Annotated in this window: 21 protein-coding genes; 14 read left to right on the forward strand and 7 right to left on the reverse strand. The window is 36.2% G+C overall.

Translation table 11 applies throughout. From position 1 onward, the window contains the following. Window positions 1-216 precede the first annotated feature (216 nt). From ABTV69_RS15275 to ABTV69_RS15300, 6 genes are all read left to right on the forward strand, one after another. Window positions 217-630 (forward strand): cupin domain-containing protein, encoded by a 414-nt coding sequence (locus ABTV69_RS15275; RefSeq protein ID WP_433830215.1) that lies wholly within the window; start codon window positions 217-219, stop codon window positions 628-630. Between the two features lie 181 nt (window positions 631-811). Beyond that, entirely contained in the window at window positions 812-1,831 is a 1,020-nt protein-coding gene (locus ABTV69_RS15280; protein WP_433830217.1) for an alpha/beta fold hydrolase, read from the forward strand. Window positions 1,832-1,965: 134 nt separating this feature from the next. Beyond that, the gene (locus ABTV69_RS15285) at window positions 1,966-2,376 is read left to right on the forward strand and encodes an organic hydroperoxide resistance protein (protein WP_433830219.1); all 411 of its coding nucleotides are present in this window, start codon (window positions 1,966-1,968) and stop codon (window positions 2,374-2,376) included. A gap of 118 nt (window positions 2,377-2,494) precedes the next feature. Further along, window positions 2,495-3,229 (forward strand): DUF1223 domain-containing protein, encoded by a 735-nt coding sequence (locus tag ABTV69_RS15290; protein WP_433830221.1) that lies wholly within the window; start codon window positions 2,495-2,497, stop codon window positions 3,227-3,229. 297 nt (window positions 3,230-3,526) lie between these two features. Next, window positions 3,527-4,543 carry a sensor histidine kinase gene (locus ABTV69_RS15295; protein WP_433830223.1) on the forward strand — a complete coding sequence of 339 codons (1,017 nt, stop codon included), beginning with the start codon at window positions 3,527-3,529 and terminating at the stop codon, window positions 4,541-4,543. Next, window positions 4,524-5,291 carry a LytR/AlgR family response regulator transcription factor gene (locus ABTV69_RS15300; protein ID WP_433830225.1) on the forward strand — a complete coding sequence of 256 codons (768 nt, stop codon included), beginning with the start codon at window positions 4,524-4,526 and terminating at the stop codon, window positions 5,289-5,291. Before ABTV69_RS15295 ends, ABTV69_RS15300 begins: the two co-directional genes overlap by 20 nt. Before the next feature lie 902 nt (window positions 5,292-6,193). Here the strand turns inward: ABTV69_RS15300 and ABTV69_RS15305 are convergent. The 7 genes from ABTV69_RS15305 to ABTV69_RS15335 form a co-directional block, all read right to left on the reverse strand. After that, window positions 6,194-6,592, reverse strand: a complete 399-nt coding sequence (locus ABTV69_RS15305; protein ID WP_433830227.1) for a DoxX family protein — start codon at window positions 6,590-6,592, stop codon at window positions 6,194-6,196. Between the two features lie 515 nt (window positions 6,593-7,107). Continuing rightward, on the reverse strand, window positions 7,108-8,175 hold the full coding sequence (locus tag ABTV69_RS15310; protein ID WP_433830229.1) for an NAD(P)H-dependent flavin oxidoreductase: 1,068 nt from the start codon (window positions 8,173-8,175) through the stop codon (window positions 7,108-7,110). A gap of 6 nt (window positions 8,176-8,181) precedes the next feature. Continuing rightward, window positions 8,182-8,556: a nuclear transport factor 2 family protein gene (locus ABTV69_RS15315; RefSeq protein ID WP_433830231.1), complete on the reverse strand. Its 375-nt coding sequence runs from the start codon at window positions 8,554-8,556 to the stop codon at window positions 8,182-8,184. A 20-nt stretch (window positions 8,557-8,576) separates the two neighbouring features. Beyond that, window positions 8,577-9,314, reverse strand: a complete 738-nt coding sequence (locus tag ABTV69_RS15320) for an SDR family NAD(P)-dependent oxidoreductase (RefSeq protein ID WP_433830233.1) — start codon at window positions 9,312-9,314, stop codon at window positions 8,577-8,579. Between the two features lie 17 nt (window positions 9,315-9,331). Further along, the gene (locus ABTV69_RS15325) at window positions 9,332-9,550 is read right to left on the reverse strand and encodes a tautomerase family protein (protein WP_433830235.1); all 219 of its coding nucleotides are present in this window, start codon (window positions 9,548-9,550) and stop codon (window positions 9,332-9,334) included. Between the two features lie 12 nt (window positions 9,551-9,562). Then, window positions 9,563-10,096: a YceI family protein gene (locus ABTV69_RS15330; protein ID WP_433830237.1), complete on the reverse strand. Its 534-nt coding sequence runs from the start codon at window positions 10,094-10,096 to the stop codon at window positions 9,563-9,565. 85 nt (window positions 10,097-10,181) lie between these two features. Beyond that, window positions 10,182-10,766: a Crp/Fnr family transcriptional regulator gene (locus ABTV69_RS15335; RefSeq protein ID WP_433830239.1), complete on the reverse strand. Its 585-nt coding sequence runs from the start codon at window positions 10,764-10,766 to the stop codon at window positions 10,182-10,184. 216 nt (window positions 10,767-10,982) lie between these two features. Between ABTV69_RS15335 and ABTV69_RS15340 the strand changes: the two genes are divergently transcribed. From ABTV69_RS15340 to ABTV69_RS15375, 8 genes are all read left to right on the forward strand, one after another. Continuing rightward, window positions 10,983-11,816 carry a universal stress protein gene (locus ABTV69_RS15340; RefSeq protein WP_433830241.1) on the forward strand — a complete coding sequence of 278 codons (834 nt, stop codon included), beginning with the start codon at window positions 10,983-10,985 and terminating at the stop codon, window positions 11,814-11,816. Window positions 11,817-12,404: 588 nt separating this feature from the next. Further along, the gene (locus ABTV69_RS15345; RefSeq protein WP_433830243.1) at window positions 12,405-13,451 is read left to right on the forward strand and encodes a beta-ketoacyl-ACP synthase III; all 1,047 of its coding nucleotides are present in this window, start codon (window positions 12,405-12,407) and stop codon (window positions 13,449-13,451) included. Window positions 13,452-13,490: 39 nt separating this feature from the next. Beyond that, a complete protein-coding gene (locus tag ABTV69_RS15350) occupies window positions 13,491-14,585 on the forward strand; it encodes a sensor histidine kinase (protein ID WP_433830245.1) in 1,095 nt (364 codons plus the stop codon). Between the two features lie 5 nt (window positions 14,586-14,590). Beyond that, a complete protein-coding gene (locus ABTV69_RS15355; RefSeq protein ID WP_433830247.1) occupies window positions 14,591-15,346 on the forward strand; it encodes a LytR/AlgR family response regulator transcription factor in 756 nt (251 codons plus the stop codon). Window positions 15,347-16,073: 727 nt separating this feature from the next. Continuing rightward, the gene (locus ABTV69_RS15360) at window positions 16,074-17,207 is read left to right on the forward strand and encodes an efflux RND transporter periplasmic adaptor subunit (RefSeq protein WP_433830249.1); all 1,134 of its coding nucleotides are present in this window, start codon (window positions 16,074-16,076) and stop codon (window positions 17,205-17,207) included. Between the two features lie 27 nt (window positions 17,208-17,234). Then, window positions 17,235-20,390 (forward strand): efflux RND transporter permease subunit, encoded by a 3,156-nt coding sequence (locus tag ABTV69_RS15365; RefSeq protein WP_433830251.1) that lies wholly within the window; start codon window positions 17,235-17,237, stop codon window positions 20,388-20,390. Between the two features lie 2 nt (window positions 20,391-20,392). Continuing rightward, window positions 20,393-21,802 carry an efflux transporter outer membrane subunit gene (locus tag ABTV69_RS15370; RefSeq protein WP_433830253.1) on the forward strand — a complete coding sequence of 470 codons (1,410 nt, stop codon included), beginning with the start codon at window positions 20,393-20,395 and terminating at the stop codon, window positions 21,800-21,802. A gap of 79 nt (window positions 21,803-21,881) precedes the next feature. Further along, window positions 21,882-22,664, forward strand: coding sequence for a hypothetical protein (locus ABTV69_RS15375; protein ID WP_433830255.1), 783 nt, complete (start codon window positions 21,882-21,884; stop codon window positions 22,662-22,664). Window positions 22,665-22,680 lie beyond the last annotated feature (16 nt).

Raw genomic sequence — 22,680 nt, forward strand, 5'->3', positions numbered from 1 at the left:
AGGGATTGCGTCTAAAATCGCCCAACATCTCACATTCTCACATTCTCACATTTCACATCTCACATTCTCACATTCCCACAAACCCACAACCCACAGCCTGTCCATTTCACGCTAAAGTTTGTCCGTTTCACCTATTTTCTCATTTCCTAAGAGCGGTTATCGCTATACTTTTGACTCAGAAATTAACTGAAAAACAAATAATTAAAATCAAAAGTTATGGAAACGAAAAAACAAAAAACATGGGTTGTAATCGCCATTACTATTTTAGGAATCATTGCCTTCTTAGTTCCGAATCAGCTTGCAGCACAAACAGGAGTTAAACGCACCGATTTGCAAAGACACGATCTTAGTACTCCAGGAAAAGAAATGGTTCAAGCGAGAATCGATTTTGCAGCACATTCAGCATTTGGAAACCACTATCACCCAGGTGAAGAAGTGATTTACGTTGTGGAAGGTACTTTAGAATATCAAGTCGAAGGCGAAAAACCGGTAACACTAAAAGCAGGAGAAGTACTTTTTATTCCAGCGGGCGTTGTACATTCCGCAAAAAATAATACCAATGCCAATGCAGCAGAACTGGCAACTTATATAGTAGAAAAAGGAAAGCCAATTTTGACATTGAAGAAATAGTATTGTTTAAGGTTTAAGGTTTCAAGTTTCAAGTTTCAAGTTGGACATTTACAATTCACAATTTACAATTCACAATTAGCTCCTGTCCACTTCACCTTTTTTTACCTTTTAAAACAAGCAATGTCAAGATACCTTTGACGAAGAAATTAACTGATAATCAAATAATAAAAAACAAATAATTATGAAAACGATTTTAAAAATTGCAAACAACATCACAACTAAAATAGTTTTAATCGCAATTCTTTTTATGAATGCAACTTTAACTCAAGCACAAACTTCAACACAAAAAACAATCGAAGTAAACAGTTCGCTAGGAACTTTAAAACAAATCAATGCAGGTTTATTAAACGTAGGTTACACAGAAGCAGGGCCTGCAAACGGAACACCAGTAATCTTACTTCACGGCTGGCCTTATGACATTCACAGTTACAACGAAGTTGTTCCGCTTTTAGTAACAAAAGGATATCATGTTTTTACACCTTATTTGAGAGGATTCGGAACCACAACTTTTCTTTCTAAAGACACTTTTAGAAACGGTCAGCAAGCAGCTTTAGCAAGTGATATTATTGCTTTCATGGATGCACTTAAAATAGACAAAGCCGTAATTGGCGGTTTCGACTGGGGAGCGAGAACAGCAGTTGTAGTTTCAGCACTTTGGCCAGAACGCGTAAAAGGATTGGTTTCTGTAAGCGGTTATTTGGTAGTGAATTTAGAAGCAAATTTAAAACCGCTTCCTCCAACAGCTGAATTAGGATGGTGGTACCAATATTATTTTGCAACCGAAAGAGGAAAACAAGGTTACACACAAAATACTTACGATTTCAATAAATTAATCTGGAAAATCGCTTCTCCATTATGGAATTTCGACAAAGCAACTTACGATCAAACTGCTCAATCTTTTGACAATCCAGATCACGTAGCCATTGTGATTCACAATTACAGATGGAGACAATCTCTAGAAGCGGGAGAATCTAAATACGATGCTTTAGAAAAACGTCTTGCAGCAAAACCAGAAATTAAAGTTCCAACGATTACAATAGGTAGTGATTTTGACGGCGCTTTCGCGGATGGAAAAGCGTATGCAAACAAATTCACAGGAAAATACGAACACAGAATTTTAAAAGGAATCGGACACAACGTTCCGCAAGAAGATCCGAAAGCATTTGCACAAGCGATAATTGATGTTGCTAACTTGAAATAAATTCCAATTTTTAAAATCCCAAATTCCAAATTCCAATGGCAATTGCAAAAATCAATGTCAATGGCAATATCAAAAATTAACAAATATCAATTTTTAAATAATCTAAAATCAACAATCTAAAATCTAAAATTATCATGAGCACAAAAGTTTTATACACAGGAAAAACACATACAACAGGTGGTAGAGAAGGAGCTTCTCAAAGTTCAGACGAACAATTGAATATCAAATTAAGCGCACCGGGATCTTCACGTCCGGGAACAAATCCAGAGCAGTTGTTTGCTGCAGGTTGGTCGGCTTGTTTCATCGGAGCTTTAGGAATCGCGGCTTCAAAACAAGGAATCAAACTTCCTGCTGATACTGCAGTAGATGCTGAGGTTGATTTGTGTGTAACCGAAGGAGAATATTCGCTTCAAGCGAGATTAAACATCAGTCTTCCGGGATTGGACACTGAAACAACAGAAGCTTTAGCAGCTCAGGCACACCAGACTTGTCCGTATTCTAAAGCAACAAGAGGAAATATTTATGTTGAACTCAACATTCTTTAATAATTGATTCAGTTTACCTGCAAGGTTTTTAAAACCTTGTAGGTTTAAACTAGTTTTTAATACTTAAATGATACCTACAAGGTTTCCCAAACCTTGCAGGAACTTAATAAAAGAGAAAATGAAAAATATAAAAATATTGACTGTTTTTACAATGCTGTTTTTCCTTAGCGCCAACAGCATTTTCAGTCAGAACTCAGATAAAAAAGGTTTTGCACTTTTAGAATTGTACACTTCAGAAGGCTGTTCGAGCTGTCCGCCAGCAGATGAATTGCTTGGGAAGATTCAGAATGAATATCAAGACAAAAATGTTTACGTACTTGCTTATCACGTGGATTATTGGGACAAACAAGGATGGAAAGACATTTTTAGCAATGCCAGTTATACGCAAAGACAATACGATTACACTCAGTTTCTAGGAAAAGAACCAATTTACACACCGCAAGTAATCATTAACGGAAAAGCAGATTATATTGGCTCTCAAGAAACCAGTTTGAGAAACGGAATTAAATCAGCTCTTTCTAAACCAGCTGCGGTCGATTTGTCTTTAGATTCCAAACAGCAAAATGATAAATTGACACTGAATTACAGTATTAACGGCGCTTTTAAAAACAGTCATTTACTAGTTGCAGTAGTTCAGAAATCGGCTAAAAGCAATGTAAAAAGAGGAGAGAATGCACACCGCATTTTATCACATTATCAAATTGTACAGCGTTTGCAGACTATCGATTTGAAAGCTGCGAAAGGAAGCTCGACAATTACACTGCCTAAAAATTTTAATAACCAAGATTTTGAAGTGGTTGGCTTTGTTCAAGATATGAAATCGGGTGCTATTCTTGGGGTGAAACGTGCTTAGGGTTTTATGCAGATTTAAAGAAATATTTCACCTTATTTGTCATTTCGAGGAACGAGAAATCACACTAGAAGCTCACAAAACGAATTTCCAATCTTTGTAGAGTTGCGAGTGTGATTTGCTTCGCCTACTCGCTGTCGCTCGGGTCTCGTTCGAAATGACAAACTATTACGTATAGTATTTCTGTATTTAATAAAAAATCTGCAAAATCTGCGTAATCTGCGAGAGCAAAATCTAATTCAATTTTTTAAAAATAAACCTATCTTTGGCAGAACAAGATCAAAAAAACAAACCTTAATTATGGAAAAAGTGAAACGCTTTCAGGTTTCCCAGAAAGTCATTTGGGGAAGTTCTATCGCGCTTGCGATTATGGCTTCGATACCTAAATTATTTGATGCTGAAACTACACCTGGTGATCTTATTATCAATTCTTCGATTACACTTATATTTTCCCTTTTTATATGGTACTACAATATTTATAGTTTGCCTAAATTTTCTTCGCAACGAGCTAATAGAAGTCTGTTTAACTGGAAACTTTTGTTGAGTGTTGTAATGGGAATTTTATTGATGGTGATTCTGGTAATTGCGCATCAAGAACTTTTCCAAGTGTCAAAAATGGACGCGCCGATTATGTTCGAACTTCGAGGTGTTTTAATCAACCTAATTGTCTATATGTTTTTGCATTTGCTTTTTCAAAACTACCAAACACAGCAAATGGGCGTAGAATTGGAGCGTACAAAAGCAGTAAATCTAGGCGCTCAATATGAACTATTGAAACAGCAGGTTAATCCGCATTTTCTTTTTAATAGCTTGAATACTTTGAAATCGATGGTCGATATTCAAGATCCGCAGAGTTCTGATTTTATATTGAAATTGTCTGATTTTTATCGATTTACATTAGAAAGCCGAAAAATGGATTTGATTCCGCTAAGTGAAGAACTTCAGATTCTCGATTCTTATGTGTATTTGCTGAAAGCACGTTTTGAAGACGGATTTGTGTTAGAAAATAAAGTAGATCCAAAACAATACGATTGTGCAATTCCGCCTTTTAGTTTGCAATTGCTCATTGAAAACTGTATCAAACACAATATCGTTTCTTTAGATAAACCTTTGATTATTAAACTTTATACCGAAAATGAGTTTTTAGTAGTCGAAAATAAAATTCAGCTCAAAAGAGGAGCGGTGTCTACAGGCGTTGGTTTGGATAATATCAACCAGCGTTTTTTGCATCTGATTCACAAAGAAATTGAAATTGATAAAGACGAAACTACTTTTAAAGTAAAAATACCACTGAATTATGAATATCATAATAATTGAAGATGAAGTAAAAACGGCCAAAGCACTTGGCCAGCTTATTCTGAGCATCAGACCCGATGTTCAGATTTTGTCTTATATACAAAGCATTGACGGGGCGGTTGATTATCTCATGGAAAACGATCAGCCCGATCTTATTTTTATGGATATTCAACTCGCAGACGGTCAATGTTTTGAGATTTTTAAAAATGTTGAGGTGGTATCGCCTGTGATTTTCTGTACCGCTTTTGACGATTATGCCATCGAAGCTTTCAAGTCAAACGGAATTGATTATGTTCTAAAGCCTTTTTCAAGAGACAGCATTTCGCAAGCTTTAAAAAAAGCGGGAGAACTGAAAAACTTCTTTCAGAGAAATAAAAAACCGATGCCCGATTTTGATTATTTGCTTACGCGAAATGGCGAAAACAAAGGAAAAAGCAGTTTTTTAGTTTTCAAAAACAATAAATATCAAACGGTTTTAACGGAAAATATCGCGTTTTTTTTCATCAAAAATGAAACGCCAACGATTATGACTTTAGATAAAAACGAGTATCCGTTAACGCAGTCGTTAGACGAAATTCATAAGCTTTTATCGCCGATTCAGTTCTTTAGAATCAACCGACAATATTTGGTAAATTTTGCTGCAGTAAGAGAAGCAGAGCATTATTTTTCACGTAAAATAATCGTGAAATTGAGTGTTCCAACAGAAGAAAAAATATTGGTTGGAAAAGAAAAAGCAACCGCATTTTTAAGCTGGTTAGAAAACAGATAAAACCAATTAATTCATCTTTTTTGAGATAAACTAATTGGCTTGATTTTATAATCCAGGAAACATAAAACAGCTTATAAAAAACAAAGCTGAAAGTATAAAACAGAGAATTAGAATGATTTTTTTCATGGGAAAGAATTAGGTTTAATTAAAAATGTAAGAGGCTATTTTAGCCTCTTTTTTGTAAGCTACAACGGATTCTTTTAGTCTCTTTATTAAGCTTCGGAGAAGCGAAATATTTATAGCAAAGAATTTTGTTTTCAATACAAAGCCTCAGCGGATTCTTTTAGTCTCTTTATTAAGCTTCGGAGAAGCGAAATATTTATAGCAAAGAATTTTGTTTTCAATACAAAGCCTCAGCGGATTCTTTTAGTTTCTTTATTAAGCTTCGGAGAAGCGAAATATTTATAGCAAAGAATTTTGTTTTCAATACAAAGCCTCAGCGGATTCTTTTAGTTTCTTTATTAAGCTTCGGAGAAGCGAAATATTTATAGCAAAGAATTTTGTTTTCAATACAAAGCCTCAGCGGATTCTTTTAGTCTCTTTATTAAGCTTCGGAGAAGCGAAATATTTATAGCAAAGAATTTTGTTTTCAATACAAAGCCTCAGCGGATTCTTTTAGTCTCTTTAGCAAGCTTCGGAGAAGCGAAATATTTATAGCAAAGAATTTTGTTTTCAATACAAAGTCTCAGCGGATTCTTTTAGCCTCTTTAGTAAGCTTCGGAGAAGCGAAATATTTATAGCAAAGAATAATGTTTGCTAGATAAAGCTCCAGCGGAGCGACATGTTTTTTTAGATTTTATCAAACATATGTCGCTCCGCTGGAGCTTTTATTCACTCGCCTTAATCGAATTCTATAAATATTTTGCTCCGCTGGAGCTCTTTGTAAAATGATTTTGACTTCCTTATAAGTTTTCAGAAGATGGAACGTAAGTCGCTGTATATAATTTTCTATACATTGCATACGTTACGCTCACCATCACAAAGGCAATTATAGCATCTGTTGCAGCGCCAAAACCTAAGACCGCAATTTTTGAAAAGAAAGCAAAGATGATGTCGAAAAATACTCCTGCGAAAACCCATTCTTTCAATCGCAATAATTTATTCGGAATTAAAAGTGTAATGACACCGGCTACTTTAAAAACGCCAAGAATGTAAATGAAATGCGCTGGATAACCTAATTGTTGTGTGATTCCCCAAACGATTGGATTGTTTGTTAATTCGAAGAAACCGCTTGCGCCAAACCATAAAGAAGTTAATACTGCGCCTGTCCAATAGATAATTTTTGTTGTTTTTGAGTTCATGATTTTGATATTTAAAGTTATTTAACGGTACAAATGTGCGTCGAAAGCCTTAAAAACGAAATCGAAAATAGGTTGAAACGGACAAACTTTGAGGTGAACTGGACAGGCTTTGAGTTGTGAAATGTTTGTGTGTTTAACCGCAATCCCGATAGCTATCGGGAGCAAAGGTTTTTTGGCTAGATTGCGTTTTAAGTTCGCAAAGCTTTATAAACAAAACGATGTGAAAATCGTGGCTAAAAAAAATCTCTCGCAGATCTCGCAGATTCGGCAGATTTTTTTTCTAATTATCTGCTAAATCTGCGAGATCTGCGAGAGAAAAATTTTAAATCTTCTCTAGCAAAACAATCCCAAATTCGCGAAGTCGCAAAGAATTTAAAAACTCTGCGACTTCGCGACTTTGCGAGCAATTAGTATCATTTTAATCTACAAAGCTTTGCGACCTTTGCGTTTTTGTCAAGTCTTACAAGTATAAAATCTTTGCTCCCGATAGCTATCGGGATTACGGTTACAAAAAGCTACAGCAACGCAGCTGTTTCAGAAATTAAAGCCTGCATTAATTCTCCCGCTTTATGGTGTTTTAAATTACTTGTGTTTTGTCCCGACCAAAAACTAATAAGGTCGGTTCTTCCTTGAGCGAGTGCGACGACTTTTAAAGGTGCTATTAATTTGGTTTGAAGCGGAAAAGGAAGCACTTCAGTTTCAAAAGGAACAGCATCCGAGATTTTGTTGCTGATCATTCTGCCCATTCTTCCTGTAAGCGATTTTGAAACTGTAGTTGGAACATTCGGATTTTGAAAAAGCATTTCTTTATGAACAGGAGCAGCGCCAGATTCATCGGTCACCATAAAAGCAGTTCCCAATTGTACGGCATCAGCACCTAAAGTCATCGCGGCGGCGATTCCTTTTGCATCTATAATTCCGCCTGCAGCAATAATTGGCGTTTTAGTTTTTGCTTTTAATTGCTGTACTAAACTGAATAATCCTGTAAAAGAATCTTGTGCTGGTTTCAAAAAAGAAGGTCGGTGTCCACCGGCTTCAAATCCTGCTGCGATAATCGCATCAACTTCCGCATCTTCTAGAGCAAGCGCTTCTTCTAATGTTGTGGCAGCACCAATGGTTTTTATTCCGAGTTTACGGCTTTCTTGAAGGATTTCTTTTGATGGAATTCCGAAAATGAAACTGAAAACAGCTGGTTTTAATTCGAACAAAACTTCAACTTGCTTTTCAAATTTCGAAGAAATATTAGAAGATAAATCGGGAAGCGGAATGCCTAATTCATCAAAATAAGGTTTAAAATGCTGTTTGATCTTTTCCAGTTTTTCTGGAGGATAATTTAGAAGACTTTGGTCAACATCATTCACCCATAAATTGATATTGTAAGGTTTAGAAGTAGCGAGTTTAATTTCTTTTCCAGCTTCTCGAATTTCTTCTGGAGTAAGGGTATAAGCACCGTAACTGCCCAATCCGCCGGCATTGCTTACAGCAGCCAATAGAGCGGCAGTTGAAAAACCACCGCCCATCGGACCTTGTAAAATTGGATACTCAATACCTAGTAATTGTGTTATTTTGGTTGAATTCCACATCGTATTTTAATTTACTTTAGTTGCTAATTTATTGCTGATAACCCATTTACCATCAACTACGATCAGGCTTAAAAGGTCATAATAATCATACTCGAATATCGGAACTTGCACTTTCGCGACAGCGGTATTATTGATAATTTCTAAAGATAGGATTTTCATTTTGAATTTTTCTCCCAATTCCTGCGGACTTTTACGGTTTTTTACGCCTTCCAAATATTGATTTACGGTTTTAAAATGCGTCTCTCCATTAAGATCAAAACCAATAATTGCTTGCGGATGAAAAACACTTTGCAATAAAGGAACATCACCGTTATAAATTCCGTTGAAATAATTTAGGAGTACAGCTGTAATTAAAGCCGCATTTGTAGCAAAATTTTCCATGATTTAAAGTTTTGAAGTTATCAAATGCTGTGTCCAGCTACATGACCGCCATCTAAATTAATGATTTCGCCGGTTACAAAATTACTTTCGGCCAAATAAAGAGCCAATTGTGCTACATCGCTAGTTTCTCCAATGCGTTTTAAAAGATGCAAACCAGCCAAACTATCCGCATTATCTACACCCGTTTTAGCTTGAAGCGGACTTCTGATAATCCCTGGAGCAATTGCATTTACGCGAATATTGTTTTTTCCGAATTCAGCGGCAAGCTGTCTCGTAAAGGCATGAACACCACCTTTGCTTGAAATAGGAGCAGTAGCAGGAAATCCGTCGATGGCGTGATCTACCAAAACAGTTCCGATATTAATAATAGAACCTTCGCCTTGCTGCAACATTTGTTTTACTGCTGCTTGGCTTGTGAAATAAGTTCCTTTTAAATTTATGTTTAAAAAACGATCGAGGTCTTGTTCTTCCACATCTAAGAAAGATTGCGGTTGAAAAATCCCTGCATTGTTTATCAGTACATCGACACTTCCAAAACGTTCTAAAGCAGTTTGAACTAATTGCTTTCCTGTTGCTGGAAGACTTACATCACCTTGTACCATTGCCAATTGGCTATCATGTCCAAGTTCTTTAAAAGTAGCTTTAAGATTCTGTAAATTGGCAGAATTGATGACTACATTGTAGCCTTTTTCTAAAAATAATTGAGCTATTGCTTTACCGATGCCTGTTGAGGCACCGGTTACTATAATTGTTTTCATTTTTTTCTGATTTTAAATTATTTCTTTTGAGCTGTAATGCCTCTTTCGCGCAATACAGAAACCTGTTCTCCTGCAAATCCCCAATCGTCTAATTCTATTTCCTGAATGACAATATGGGTAAGGCTGGGATCTTTGTCCAGAACATCTGTTATTAATTGTGTAATTCCAGATATCAGCTGCTGTTTTTTTTCTCTTGTAACACCTTCACGAGTTACTTCAATTTTTACGTATGGCATGATTTCTAGGTATTAAGCAAGTTTTGCTGTTAAGTTTACATCCAATTCAAATTCGTTGTAAATCAAAGTGTCTCCAAGATTGGTGAAGAAATTTCCAGAACGGAATTTCATATCATATTTGGTGCGGTCAATACTAATTTTGCCCGAAGCTTTCAAGTCGCTTTCGTTTCTTTTTACTTCCAAAGTAAAACCAATTGGATGTGTAATCGCTTTAATCGTAAGATTGCCTTCAATAAAATAAGCTGATTCAGCTTGTTTAGAAACCGTTTTGATGTCTAAAGAAGCCGTTTTGAATTTGTCGATAGAAAAGAAATCGTCAGAAGCCAAATGTCCTGCAAACTGCTGATTTGTTGCGGGATCGGTAACGTCAAGAATTACGATAGAAGTAGTGTCGATAACGACATTTCCGCCAGTAAGTTCGTCATTAGAAAAAGTAAAATTACCTTCTTCAATATTAATTGTTCCATTGTGTTGTCCAGTAACTTTTTTACCAATCCAGTTTACTTGACTTTCAGTATTCGAAATTTTAAAATTTTTAGTTTCCATTGTTCTGTATTTTAAATTGTTATTAATTTATAGTACAAAGTAATGGCGACTTTCAAAGTTGATTACGTGATGTAGATCACATTCGTCAATGGGGTTTAGAAGCGTTGTATAATCGGCTCAACGTTTCTCGGGAAACGCCAAGATAAGCGGCGATTAAATGTTTTGGAACAGTGTTGTATAAAGCAGGATAAAGCAAAAGCAATTCTTCGTATCTCGTTTTGGTATCATTATTCATAAAAGAAAGCAACCTTTTTTGAGAAGCTACATAACCGCGATTGGTTCTCCACCTGAAAAAATGTTCTACTTCGTGTATTTCACCACAGATTTTTTCTCGATCCTCATTGGAAAGCGAAAGAATTTCTACATCCGAAACGCAATCTACATTAATAGTGGCTTTGGTTTTGTTGTAAAGCGCCGCATAATCAGATGCCCACCAAGTTGGCATGGCAAATTGCAGAATGTACATTTTTACTTCGTCATTGACATAAAACGTTTTTAAACAGCCCGAAATTACAAAATACTCCTTGTCAACGTCCTGACCTTCGCTAATGATAGTTTGCCCTTTCTTAAAAGTTTCTGCTTTAAAATGCGAAAAGAAATAATCAAACTGTTCGTCAGTTAAGGCAACAATTTTTGAAACATGTTCTTTTAAAAGATTTTTGGCGTCCATCGCTGAAGTTTTAATACCAGTAAAAGTAATAAATATTAAAACGGTCAGCGCCGAATATTTTTCAGCGGTTTTTTAAAGTAAGAAACAAAAAAGGAAAGCCTGTTTTTTCAGGAATGATATTTTACGGTTGAGTCGTTAAAAATGATTATTCGGTGATATAAAAAAAGATGGAAGCCTTTATTTAAGGAATTTTGCAGGAAAGCTTAATTATATATTATGAATTCACCTCTTACTATAATCGCCGCAACAAACTTTTCTGCCATTGCCACTAATGCAGTTAATTATGCAGCCGGACTTGCAAAAGCTACGGGCGCAAAATTGGTTTTATTTAATTCATTTTCGTTGAGTGTGCACAGTGCCAACTCGCACATCACCGCAGATGCCATGCAGAAGCAGATTGATAAAGCAATTGCAAGATTAGAAAATACAGCTAAAGAAATAGCAGATTCATTTAAAATAGAAACTTCTGCTATTTGCACGTATTCTTTTTTAGAGGATGAGCTTCCAAAAATTATTGCGGAAACAAATGCAGATGCTGTAGTAATGGGAATGGCTGAGCGTTCGTTCGAACAGGAATTGTTAGGGAATTCAACAACAACTGCAATCAAAAACCTGAAAATTCCGGTTTTGGCAGTTCCAGAAAATGCACGTTTTTTGAACATCAAAAAGGTATTGTATGCTTGCGACAGCTTGAGTTTTTCAGCTATTAAAAGATTCAGCTGGATCAAAAATACTTTAGGAGATTTTGGAGCAGAAATTGAGTTTTTCAGTGTAGACGAAAAATTAGATGATCTGAAAGAAGAACAGCATAGAATTTTAATGAATTCGAACATTGAAAAAGAATTTGAAGACGTAAAATATCTATATAAAACCGTAAGATCGAATGCGGTTATAAATGAAATTAAGAAAGAAATTAAGAATTATGAGGCTGATTTGCTGATAATGGTGCCTCAAAAATACGGTTTTTGGGATTCTTTGGTTCACAGAAGCAAAACTAGAATTCTAGCTGCTGGACTTGATATCCCATTATTGTCGTTTCCAAATTATTAAAGATTGATTTGATTTAAAAATAATGATATAAAAATTATAAGGTTTTTTTGAAGAAATAGTATCAAAATAAATTTTAACAGATTTTTTTTGATTTTAGAGATTCAATAATTTTTAGGGCATGTTGCCGAATTTGAAAATTATATTTTAACATTTAAGCCAGTTTTGTTAATTATTCTTAATTGTCTGCTGGTTTAAGGTTTTTTTAAATTAATTTTGTGGCACTCTAAAAACTTAAATGCAAATAGGTTTTTTTATCAGTATGGCAAGAGCTATAATTGAGAATTATCTACAAACTGAAACAGCATTGTATGATTTTAAAAATAAGATAAATTAAAGATTGTATACCAAGTAATACCGAGAGAACACTTGGTGTATATTTTTAATTTGTTTTAATTGGATTTTATATAGTGTTTTTAGCTTGTTCAGGTTTTTAAAACAATATTTCTCAAAAAAAGATATTGTCAGCAGATTTAATCGACTTTTTAAGGAATTTCATTTCCTGCGTCAGTTCTAAATGAATCGTAAAAAGAAGAGAAAATTAGTAAGCATTGGGTTCTAAGAGTACAAAGCTTAAAAAAACAAAAAACAATGAGCGCAGTTATTACAGCTATAGGTGGTTTCGTACCATCATCAATTTTGACCAATAAACAGATTTCAGAAACGGTTGATACATCTGAAGAATGGATCATTAAAAGGACTGGAATTAGAGAACGTAGAATCGCAGACGACGAAACAGCAACATCTGATCTTGCCGCAGCAGCGATTGAAAATCTTTTCGAAAATTATAATGTAGATCGCAATGAGATCGAGGCTTTGCTTGTAGCAACAGCAACTCCAGATCACATTTTAGCACCAACAGCAAGTATTGTTTGCGATAAAAGCGGCCTTACAAATGCTTTTGGAATTGACATGAATGCAGCTTGCAGCGGGTTTTTGTACGCGCTGGAAATGGGGGCAAACATGATCGAAAGCGGACGTTATAAAAAATTAATCATCGTTGGAGCAGATAAAATGAGCTCTATCGTAGATTATGAAGACCGTAATACTTGTATTCTTTTCGGAGATGGAGCAGGAGCCGTTTTATTAGAAAAGTCTGAATCTGAGTACGGTTTAATGAAAACGATTTTGAAAACAGACGGAAGCGGAGTTTCTTCTTTGGCAGTACCTGCTGGAGGCTCTAGAAATCCAACTTCTATGCAGAGCCTTTTACACAGAACACATTATTTAAAACAAGACGGAGCTTTTGTATTTAAAAGAGCCGTTGCAGCAATGAGCCAAGTTTCGCAAGATGCTTTGGTGAAAAATGATTTGCAAGCAGATAAAATTGATTGGGTTGTGCCTCATCAAGCTAACTTGAGAATCATTAACGCTGTGAGCGAAAGTTTAAATATTGATTTCGAAAAAGTAAAAGTAAATATCGATCGTTACGGAAATACAACATCTGCAACAGTTCCGTTGTGTTTATGGGATTTCAAAGACGATTTTAAAGAAGGACAAAATGTATTGATCACTACTTTTGGTGCAGGATTTTCTTGGGGTGCAACGTGCTTGAAATGGGGCGTTATGCGTGAGAAAAATCCAGCTGCAACTATAAAAGCAGACATTAAAGAAGAAGGTGTTCTTGTGGAACACTAATAAGATAGGATTTTTCAATTTTTACAGTTGAGGGAATAAATGGGGAGAAAGAACCAAAATAAAAAATCGGGCAAGAATTTTTTCTATAAATACTACAGGATAATAGTAATTCCAGCCGTTTTTTTGGTCTATCTTTCTTCGTATTATTTTCTAAATCCATACCGAAATTTTGAAGAAGAAGGTTTGCTCGATTTGGATCAAACCTTCGATATCTTCATTATTTTGCTGTACTGCGCCATCCTTACAGAACTTACTCTGTTTGTTGGACGCAAATTAAATTACTACATACGCTGGGAACAAAATCCTGCTTTTAGAGCAATAGCGCAATTTATTTGTCTTATTGCTGGAAATATACTTTTAAACTACTTTTTCTCTTGCCTTTGGGATTATTTATACCCTTGTACGGCATTAGAGGAAAATGATTTAGTTACGATTTGGCAATCTAAAATTATGGCGGCGATTATTTCGCTTTTCATTAGTGCCATTCATACGGGAATATTTCTGCTCAATAGATGGCGTTTAAATGCTATAGAAACAGCCGAATTAAAGATAAAAGCCTCAGAACTTCAAGAAGCGGTAACACGTTCAAAATTAGAGTCGCTTAAGATGCAGCTAGATCCGCATTTTGTTTTCAATAATTTCAGCACTTTGACAGAACTGATTTATGAAGATCAGAAAGAAGCGGCTTCGTTCTTAGAAAATATAACGAGAGTATATCGTTATATGATTTCAAACTCAAATAAAGATACTATTACAGTAAAAGAGGAAATCGAATTTCTGAATGCTTATTTTTATTTATTGAAGAAAAGATTGGGCGAAAAAATCGATTTGAAAATTGAGGTTGATGCTGCTTCGTTGGCACTTCATTTGCCGCCTTTAACGTTGCAGTTATTGGTAGAAAATGCCGTAAAACATAATATGGCCACTTTAGCCAATCCGCTTACGATTACTGTTTTTGCTGATTCTGGGGATATCATTGTTCGAAATAACTTGCAGCGAACCGCTGGAAAAAGTTTGGTTTCAACAGGAATTGGAAATAAAAATATTGAATTCCGTTATAAAATTTTATCTGAAAGAATGCCAACTTTTAGCGAATCAAACGGCTATTATGAGGTACAACTGCCATTAATTTAAGAGTTATGAAAATTTTAATTGTAGAAGATGAAAGTATTAACGCCAGCAGACTAAAAAGACTGTTGGAAGAACTAGAACCCAATTGTGAAATTTTAGGCATTATTGACACGGTTGTAGATACTGTGGCGTGGCTAAAATCAAATCCATGTCCAGATTTAATTACGATGGATATCCGTTTAGCCGACGGACTGAGTTTTGCTATTTTTGACGAAATCAATATCACTTGCCCAGTAATTTTTACTACAGCTTATGACGAATATGCCATTCGTGCCTTTAAGGTAAACAGCATCGATTATTTGATGAAACCCATCGAAAAAAACGAGCTGGAGTTTGCCTTAACAAAATTCAAATCTTTAAATAAAAATGAATCCAACGTAACCAATATCGCTGGAATTCTAAAAGAACTGATTGATAAACCAGTTTTCAGAATGCGTTTTTTAGTAACCTATCGTGACGGTTACAAAAGCGTAGACGTTTCGGATATTGACTTTATATATTCGGAGTTTAAAACCAGTAATTTGTTTCTTAAATCGGGTGTTATTATCTCCATTCCGCAAACTATGGAAGAACTGGAACAGGAATTAGATCCAAATCTCTTTTTCCGCGCGAATCGCCAGTTTTTCATTCGTGCCGAAAGCATCAAATCTATTGCGAACTACTTCAACGCAAAATTAAAAATCCAACTAAAACTCGATCCCGAACGCGAGGTGATTATCAGCAGAGAAAAAACACCTTTCTTTAAGCAGTGGATGGATAGGTAAAGATTCTGAGATTCTAAGATGCTAAGTTTTTTTCTCCTGCCACAAAGGCACGAAGGCGCTAAGTTTTTTTGCCACGAATTCCACAAATTTTAGCTAATTTTTCCTGTATTTATTCTCATTTTTGTCATTTCGACGAAGGAGACTCGAGCGATAGCGAACAGGCGAAGCAAATATCCGCAAATAGCTCGACAATCTATAGCCAATCTTTGTAGAGTTTCTAGTGTGATCCTTCGTTCCTCAGGATGACAAACTGTAAGTAGAAAATCCTTTCTAATCTTTTAATCTGTGGCAAAAAAACATCACCTAGTGAAAAATTCGAGAAATCATATCGCCAGTTTTTACACAACAATTTTAATTAGCGAAAATTCGTGAATTGCTTCGCCTGTCACTATCGTTCGAGTCGTGGCGCAAAAAAAAAACTTTGCGTCTCAGCGTCTTTGCGAGATTCCTTTTCAACAGCTTTTAAAAAATCTTAGCGTCTTAGTGTCTTCGCGGCAAAGAAAAAAACTTAGTGCCTCAGCGTCTTTGCGAGATTCTTTATCAGCATTAAAAAACTTAGTCCCGATAATTATCGGGATAGCATCTTAGCCACTCAGAACCTTAAAAAAAAACATCCGTTTCAGTCTCAAAAAATGTCGTTTGGGTAACTTTCTTCCCTAAAAAAGCAGTGTTCGGTTGTTATTTTGCGCCCAAATTTGAGGTAATTCATTTAAAAATGAAAAGTAAAATGACAAAACAATTTTTTAGAAATAATAAAGCAATCGGAAGAATTGCAATTTTATTGATGACCCTTTCTCTTGCTTCATGCGGGAAAAGCGGAGAGGGACAAATGGCTCCTCCAAAGCCAGAAGTAGACTTTCTTCAGACCAATTCGGCTACTGGAGAAGTAGAAAAGAAGTATCCGGGAACAGTCGAAGGTACTGTAAATGTCGATATAAAAGCACAAGTTTCAGGTTATCTGGAAGCGATTTATGTAAAAGAAGGAGATTATGTAACCAAAGGACAATCTCTTTTTAAAATAAAAGGTGACGTTTACGCCGAACAAGTAAACAACAGTCGTGCAGCTTACAAAAGTGCTTTGGCCAATCAGGCAAATGCGAAATTGGAAGTCGAGAAAATCAAACCTTTAGTTGAAGGAAAAGTTTTCTCAGACATGCAGTTGAAAACCGCACAAGCCAATTACGAAGCTGCAACTGCGCAAGTAGCACAGGCTAAAGCCGCTTTGGGATCCTCTCAGATTAATGCCGATTTCTCTTTGATTAAAGCTCCTGTAAGCGGCTATATTAGCCGTATTCCAAACCGAGTTGGAAATTTAGTTACACCAACAGATGCTGTTCCGTTGACGGTTTTATCTGAAATCAATAATGTCTTCGTTTATTTTTCATTGACAGAAGCCGATTATTTAGCTTTTTCTAAAGATGCCAAAAACAATCAGACCGTAAGTTTGATTATGGCCGATGATAGCGAATACGATCAAAAAGGAAAACTAGAAGTTGCGAGTGGAAACATCGATCGTGCAACGGGTACAATTGCTTTAAAAGCCATTTTTCCAAATCCTAAAAAACAATTGCGTGCGGGAGGTTCTGCTAGAATTGTGCTGAACAAAAGTTTATCGTCTGTGATTACAGTTCCGATGGCGAGTGTAAAAGATATCCAAGATAAATTCTTTGTTTTTGTTTTAAAAGACGGCAACAAAGTAGCGATGGTTCCAATCGAAATTGCGGGTAGTGCAGGAGTAGATTATTTCGTAAAAGCTGGATTAAAAGTTGGAGATAAAGTAGCGCTGAATTCTATCGATGTGCTTTATGACGGAATGGAAGTCGTTCCAAAAATCGCTGCTAAAAACGCAAGCAGTAAATAATTTTTCATTTAATAAAATAACATTTCCATGTTAAAGAAAATAATAGACAGGCCAGTATTGGCCACAGTTATCTCTATTGTACTGGTTATATTGGGGATTATAGGTCTTACGAGATTATCTGTAACGCGATTCCCAGACATTTCGCCGCCAACTGTTATGGTAAGTGGTTCGTATCCGGGAGGAAACAGTGAAACCGTAATTCGTTCGGTAGTAACGCCTTTGGAAGAGCAGATAAACGGAGTGGAGAACATGCAGTATATCAAATCGACTGCAAGTAATGACGGATCTTTCTCTATCAGTGTAATTTTTAAACAAGGAGTAGATCCAGATCAAGCTGCGGTAAACGTTCAGAATAGAGTACAGCAAGCCACTCCAAAATTGCCTCAAGAAGTAATCCGAATGGGATTAACGACTTCGAAGCAGCAAAATAGTATGATTGTTATTTTCAATTTGTATACAGATGATAATAGCAAATATGATGAGTTGTTCTTGCAGAATTACGCGAATATCAACTTAGTGCCTCAAATGAAACGTGTTCCGGGAGTGGGGCAAGTTCAGATTTTTGGTCAGAAAGATTATTCGATGCGTGTTTGGTTAGATCCAAGAAAAATGGCCAATGCAGGTTTAGTGCCTTCAGATGTTACGCAAGCCATTGCAGAACAAAGTTTAGAATCGGCTCCAGGTAAATTGGGGGAAGAATCTAAAGCGGCTTTAGAATATGTAATTCGTTATAAAGGAAAAAAGAACAAGCCAGAGCAGTATGAAAATATTGTGGTTAAAAATATCGGCAGCAATGTTTTAAGATTGAAAGATGTTGCACGAGTAGAATTTGGTTCTATTTCGTACAGTGGTGACAACAAATCGAACAGTAAAAATGCCGTTACAATGGCGATTTTACAGACTTCGGGTTCAAACGCCAATGACATCGAAATCGGAATTAACAAAGAAGTAGAACGTTTGTCTAAATCTTTTCCTCCAGGTATTAAATACGTAAACGTAATGAGTACCAAAGAAAGATTGGACGAAGCGACAGGTCAAGTAAAATCGACTTTGTTTGAAGCTTTTATTCTGGTGTTTATCGTGGTGTTTATTTTCCTTCAAGACATTCGCTCGACGATTATCCCAGCGATTGCAGTGCCTGTAGCGATTGTAGGAACGTTTTTCTTTCTTCTGGTTTTCGGATTTACGATTAATATTTTGACGCTTTTTGCTTTGGTATTAGCGATAGGAATTGTGGTCGATGATGCGATTGTCGTCGTCGAAGCCGTTCACAGTAAAATGGAAGAAGATCATGAAATTTCAGCTAAAGATGCGACTCACGGAGCAATGGCAGAAATTACAGGAGCGGTAATTTCGATTACTTTGGTCATGTCGGCGGTATTTATTCCAATCGGATTTATGACAGGATCTTCAGGAATTTTCTATAAACAATTTGCTTATACATTGGCGATTGCAATTATCATTTCTGCTGTAAATGCCTTGACACTTACGCCTGCATTATGTGCGCTTTTGCTGAAGAATCACGGTGCTAAACATGGTGAGCACGAACATAAAACGAGTTTTAAAGACCGTTTTTTCGTCGGATTTAATTCAAGTTTCGACAATTTAACGGGAAGATATATTAAAGGAGTTCGTTTCTTAATTGGAAGAAAATGGATTGCTGCAGGATTAGTAACTGGAATTACGGCAATTGCAGTGTACATGATGATGTCAACTCCGAAGAGTTTTGTGCCTCTAGAAGATGACGGTTTCATGGTGTACAGTTTATCTATGCCTCCAGGAACAGCTTTGGATCGTACCACTGCAGTGGTAGAGCGAATGGAGAAAATATTAGAAACAGAAAAAGCTATTGATGTTAATACGAGTATTACCGGATTTAACATTTTGAGTAATAGTGCCAGTACAGCCTACGGCTTAGGATTTATCAAACTAAAACCTAAAAAAGAAAGAGGTGAAGTCAAAGATATTGAAGAAATTTTGAATAGCGTTACAGCCAAATTATCGACAATTAAAGAAGGTCAGGTGATGGTTTTCAGAATGCCTCCAGTCGAAGGATTTGGGGTAACAAGCGGTGCTGAGATCGTGCTGCAGGATAGAATGGCAAGAGATCCAGAAACTTTAAAAAAGATGTCTGATAAAGTGATTGCTCAAATTATGCAGCAACCAGGTGTTCAATATGCTTATACGACTTTTAGAGCCGATTATCCGCAATTGGAATTGGAAGTTGATGAAGACAAAGCGCGTCAAATGGGGGTGAACGTAAAAGAACTTTTAGGAAACATTCAAACATATTTTGCAGGAGATCAATCTTCAGACTTTACTCGATTTGGTAAGTTTTACAGAGTGAATGTAAAAGCGGACGGTATTTTTAGAATGGATGAAGATGCGTTTAATGAAATCTTCGTGAGAAATGCCGATATGCAAATGGTTCCTGTAAAATCTATTGTGAAGTTCCATAAAGTATACGGACCAGAATCGGTGAATCGTTACAACCTTTACAATTCGGTTAATATTACAGCAATGGCTTTGCCAGGTTATAGTAACGGACAAATTATGGCGAATCTGGAACAGGTTTTAGATAAGCTTCCGTCTGATTACAGTTACGAATGGACAGGTTTAAGTTTGGAAGAAAAAGCTGGAGGTAGCCAAACTGTTGCCATTTTTGGATTGTGTCTGTTGTTTGTATTCTTCTTATTGGCTGCACAATACGAAAGTTATTTATTGCCGCTTGCCGTATTGCTTTCGATTCCAACAGGAATTTTAGGAGCTTTTGCCGGAATTAAAGCAGTAGGATTAGACAACAATATTTACGTTCAGGTTGGATTAATCATGTTGGTCGGACTTCTAGCGAAAAATGCCATTTTGATTGTGGAATTTGCTTTACAAAGACGTCTTGCAGGATTAACGATAATTGATGCTGCAATTGAAGGATCAAGATCAAGGTTGCGACCAATTATCATGACCTCGCTAGCTTTTATTGTAGGTATGATTCCGTTGATGTTTGCTTCTGGAGGAACTGCAGTTGGAAACCGATCAATCAGTGTGAGCGCGGCGGTAGGAATGTTTAGCGGTGTTGTTCTAGGAATTTTTGTGATTCCGTTGCTTTTCATTGTATTCCAATATTTACAAGAAAAAGTATCAAGGAAAAAGATCGCAACTCAAGTTCAAACGATAAAAGAATAAGAATGAAAACACTATATAAAATCGGAATGGTTTTACTTACCGGAGCGGTCATGACATCGTGTGTGGTAGGAAAAAAATATTCTCGTACAGAATTAAATGCTCCAGAAAAATACCGCGAAGAAGTCGCGGTAACTGGAGACACGGTTTTGCTTCCGTGGAAAAACTATTACAAAGATCCTTTGCTGGTTGCTTTGATTGAAAAAGCTTTAGTCAAAAACAATGAAGTGATCATTGCCATGAAAAGCATGGAACAGCTCGACCTCAGTTATAAACAAGCCAAATTATCGTTATTACCTACACTAGATTTCGATGCTGGAGCGAGCCGTTCTTACCCTTCTAAAAATTCCCTAAACGGATCTTTGAGCCAGCAGTTTATAGGTAAAGATTATATGGATGATTACAGCGCAACTCTGCGACTTTCTTGGGAAGTAGATATTTGGGGAAAAGCAGCCATGCAGAAAAGAGATGCTAAAGCCGCTTATTTTGCTCAAAAAGAGAATCTTTCGGCATTAAAAACCCGAATTATTGTTCAAGTGGCACAAGCGTATTACAATCTTTTAGGTTTAGACGAACAGCTGAAAATTGCAGAGAAAAACATCGAATTGAGCACCAATACTTTGAGTATGATGCAACTGCAGTACAAATCGGGTTCAATAAGTTCTTTGGCAGTAAATCAGACAGAAGCACAGAAGAAAACGGCTGAATTGCTAGTGCCTTTAGCGAAAGCGAATATTGCGGTTCAAGAAAATGCTTTGCAGATTTTATGTGGAGAATATCCAGATAAAATTGAAAGAGCTGGAAATATTGATGCAGCCGAAGTTTCTGTGATTTTTGCAGGAGGAATTCCAGCTTCTCTTTTAAGCCGAAGACCCGATGTAAAAGCGAGCGAATATGCGGTTATGTCTGCCACTGCCAAAACAGGATTAGCAAAAGCAACGATGTATCCAACTTTAAGTTTGAGCCCGTCAATTGGCGTGAATTCTTTTGAATTTGACAACTGGTTCGATTTTCCAGGTTCGATCACCAAAACGATCGCAGCCAATTTAGCACAGCCTATTTTTAGAAAAAAAGCGTTGCGAACTGCTTATGAAGTTGCCGTTTTAGAACAGGATAAAGCCGTGGTACAATTTAAGCAGTCATTTATTACTGCAGTTGGCGAAGTAAACGATGCGATGTCAAGATTAAAATATGCTGACGAACGCATGATTTTGGCGAAAGATAAAGCCGAATCGTTAGAAAAAGCAACTTCAGATGCTGGTTTGCTTTACAAAAGCGGAATGGCCAATTATCTTGAAGTTATCGCTGCGCAAAACAGTTCGTTGCAAAACGAATTGGATTTAGTAACCATAAAACTCGAAAAACTGAATGCAGCAATTAATCTGTACCGTGCTTTAGGGGGCGGAGTAGAGTAGTTTTATTTTTCTTAATTCACCATTTCTGTAAGCAATTATGGAGGTGGTGAATTTTCTATTAAATTGATTTTACTAATTTATGGACAGAATTACGTTTACCCGATCTGAACTTTATGCTTTGGTTTGGAAATTTCCAATTCCACAGATCGCAAAACATTACGAAGTTTCTACTATGGGAATCAAAAATGCTTGTATAAAAATGAGTATTCCGCTCCCTAAAAGCAGATATTGGGTCGGACCAGAGTATAAGAGGAAAAATGTTCCAGATTTGTCACTTGATTTTAAAGGAAATAATGAAATTGCCATTTTTAAAAAGACGTATGAAATGCAACTTCGAGTTCCTTTAAAGTCGACACCTTTGCTTGATTTGGCTCAAAGCATAAAAGACGATGTTCTGGCTCCGTTGACCATTAGCGATGAGCTGGAAAATCCGCTTGAGATTATTACAGCAACAAAAAATTATTGGGACAGTAAAACCTTAAATGAAGATATTCAGCCTGACAAATTAGAAATTTTAGATTTGAATGTTTCAGAGCCAAATCTAAATCGTGCTTTACGGTTTATGAATACGCTAATCAAACTTATTCAATATCGCGGACATGAATTTAGAAAAGGTTTTGACGGTTTGGATACTATTGTTTTTAAAAATGAAAGTGAAATAAAAATCGATTTAAGAGAAGCACAAAAAAGATTAACCAAAAATGGTTTAAGAGAAACCTATGGCTATATTTTTACAGGCGATTTTATCTTTAGAATTTCAAAAGGAGCTAACAAGAAAGAATGGCGGGAGGGCAAGATTAATTTAGAAAACAACCTTGCCTTAATTATGGCAAAAATAGAATTAATGGCAGCCGAAGAATAGTTTTGAGATTAATTTT

This window comes from Flavobacterium anhuiense (assembly GCF_050990855.1).
In the GTDB taxonomy this organism is placed as follows: Bacteria; Bacteroidota; Bacteroidia; order Flavobacteriales; family Flavobacteriaceae; genus Flavobacterium; species Flavobacterium anhuiense_C.

Bases quoted from the DNA above. Each gene is read 5' to 3' on its own strand.
- ABTV69_RS15275 (WP_433830215.1), top strand. From the start codon at position 217: ATGGAAACGAAAAAACAAAAAACATGGGTTGTAATCGCCATTACTATT.
- ABTV69_RS15280 (WP_433830217.1), top strand. From the start codon at position 812: ATGAAAACGATTTTAAAAATTGCAAACAACATCACAACTAAAATAGTT.
- ABTV69_RS15285 (WP_433830219.1), top strand. From the start codon at position 1,966: ATGAGCACAAAAGTTTTATACACAGGAAAAACACATACAACAGGTGGT.
- ABTV69_RS15290 (WP_433830221.1), top strand. From the start codon at position 2,495: ATGAAAAATATAAAAATATTGACTGTTTTTACAATGCTGTTTTTCCTT.
- ABTV69_RS15295 (WP_433830223.1), top strand. From the start codon at position 3,527: ATGGAAAAAGTGAAACGCTTTCAGGTTTCCCAGAAAGTCATTTGGGGA.
- ABTV69_RS15300 (WP_433830225.1), top strand. From the start codon at position 4,524: ATGAATATCATAATAATTGAAGATGAAGTAAAAACGGCCAAAGCACTT.
- ABTV69_RS15305 (WP_433830227.1), bottom strand. From the start codon at position 6,592: ATGAACTCAAAAACAACAAAAATTATCTATTGGACAGGCGCAGTATTA.
- ABTV69_RS15310 (WP_433830229.1), bottom strand. From the start codon at position 8,175: ATGTGGAATTCAACCAAAATAACACAATTACTAGGTATTGAGTATCCA.
- ABTV69_RS15315 (WP_433830231.1), bottom strand. From the start codon at position 8,556: ATGGAAAATTTTGCTACAAATGCGGCTTTAATTACAGCTGTACTCCTA.
- ABTV69_RS15320 (WP_433830233.1), bottom strand. From the start codon at position 9,314: ATGAAAACAATTATAGTAACCGGTGCCTCAACAGGCATCGGTAAAGCA.
- ABTV69_RS15325 (WP_433830235.1), bottom strand. From the start codon at position 9,550: ATGCCATACGTAAAAATTGAAGTAACTCGTGAAGGTGTTACAAGAGAA.
- ABTV69_RS15330 (WP_433830237.1), bottom strand. From the start codon at position 10,096: ATGGAAACTAAAAATTTTAAAATTTCGAATACTGAAAGTCAAGTAAAC.
- ABTV69_RS15335 (WP_433830239.1), bottom strand. From the start codon at position 10,766: ATGGACGCCAAAAATCTTTTAAAAGAACATGTTTCAAAAATTGTTGCC.
- ABTV69_RS15340 (WP_433830241.1), top strand. From the start codon at position 10,983: ATGAATTCACCTCTTACTATAATCGCCGCAACAAACTTTTCTGCCATT.
- ABTV69_RS15345 (WP_433830243.1), top strand. From the start codon at position 12,405: ATGAGCGCAGTTATTACAGCTATAGGTGGTTTCGTACCATCATCAATT.
- ABTV69_RS15350 (WP_433830245.1), top strand. From the start codon at position 13,491: ATGGGGAGAAAGAACCAAAATAAAAAATCGGGCAAGAATTTTTTCTAT.
- ABTV69_RS15355 (WP_433830247.1), top strand. From the start codon at position 14,591: ATGAAAATTTTAATTGTAGAAGATGAAAGTATTAACGCCAGCAGACTA.
- ABTV69_RS15360 (WP_433830249.1), top strand. From the start codon at position 16,074: ATGACAAAACAATTTTTTAGAAATAATAAAGCAATCGGAAGAATTGCA.
- ABTV69_RS15365 (WP_433830251.1), top strand. From the start codon at position 17,235: ATGTTAAAGAAAATAATAGACAGGCCAGTATTGGCCACAGTTATCTCT.
- ABTV69_RS15370 (WP_433830253.1), top strand. From the start codon at position 20,393: ATGAAAACACTATATAAAATCGGAATGGTTTTACTTACCGGAGCGGTC.
- ABTV69_RS15375 (WP_433830255.1), top strand. From the start codon at position 21,882: ATGGACAGAATTACGTTTACCCGATCTGAACTTTATGCTTTGGTTTGG.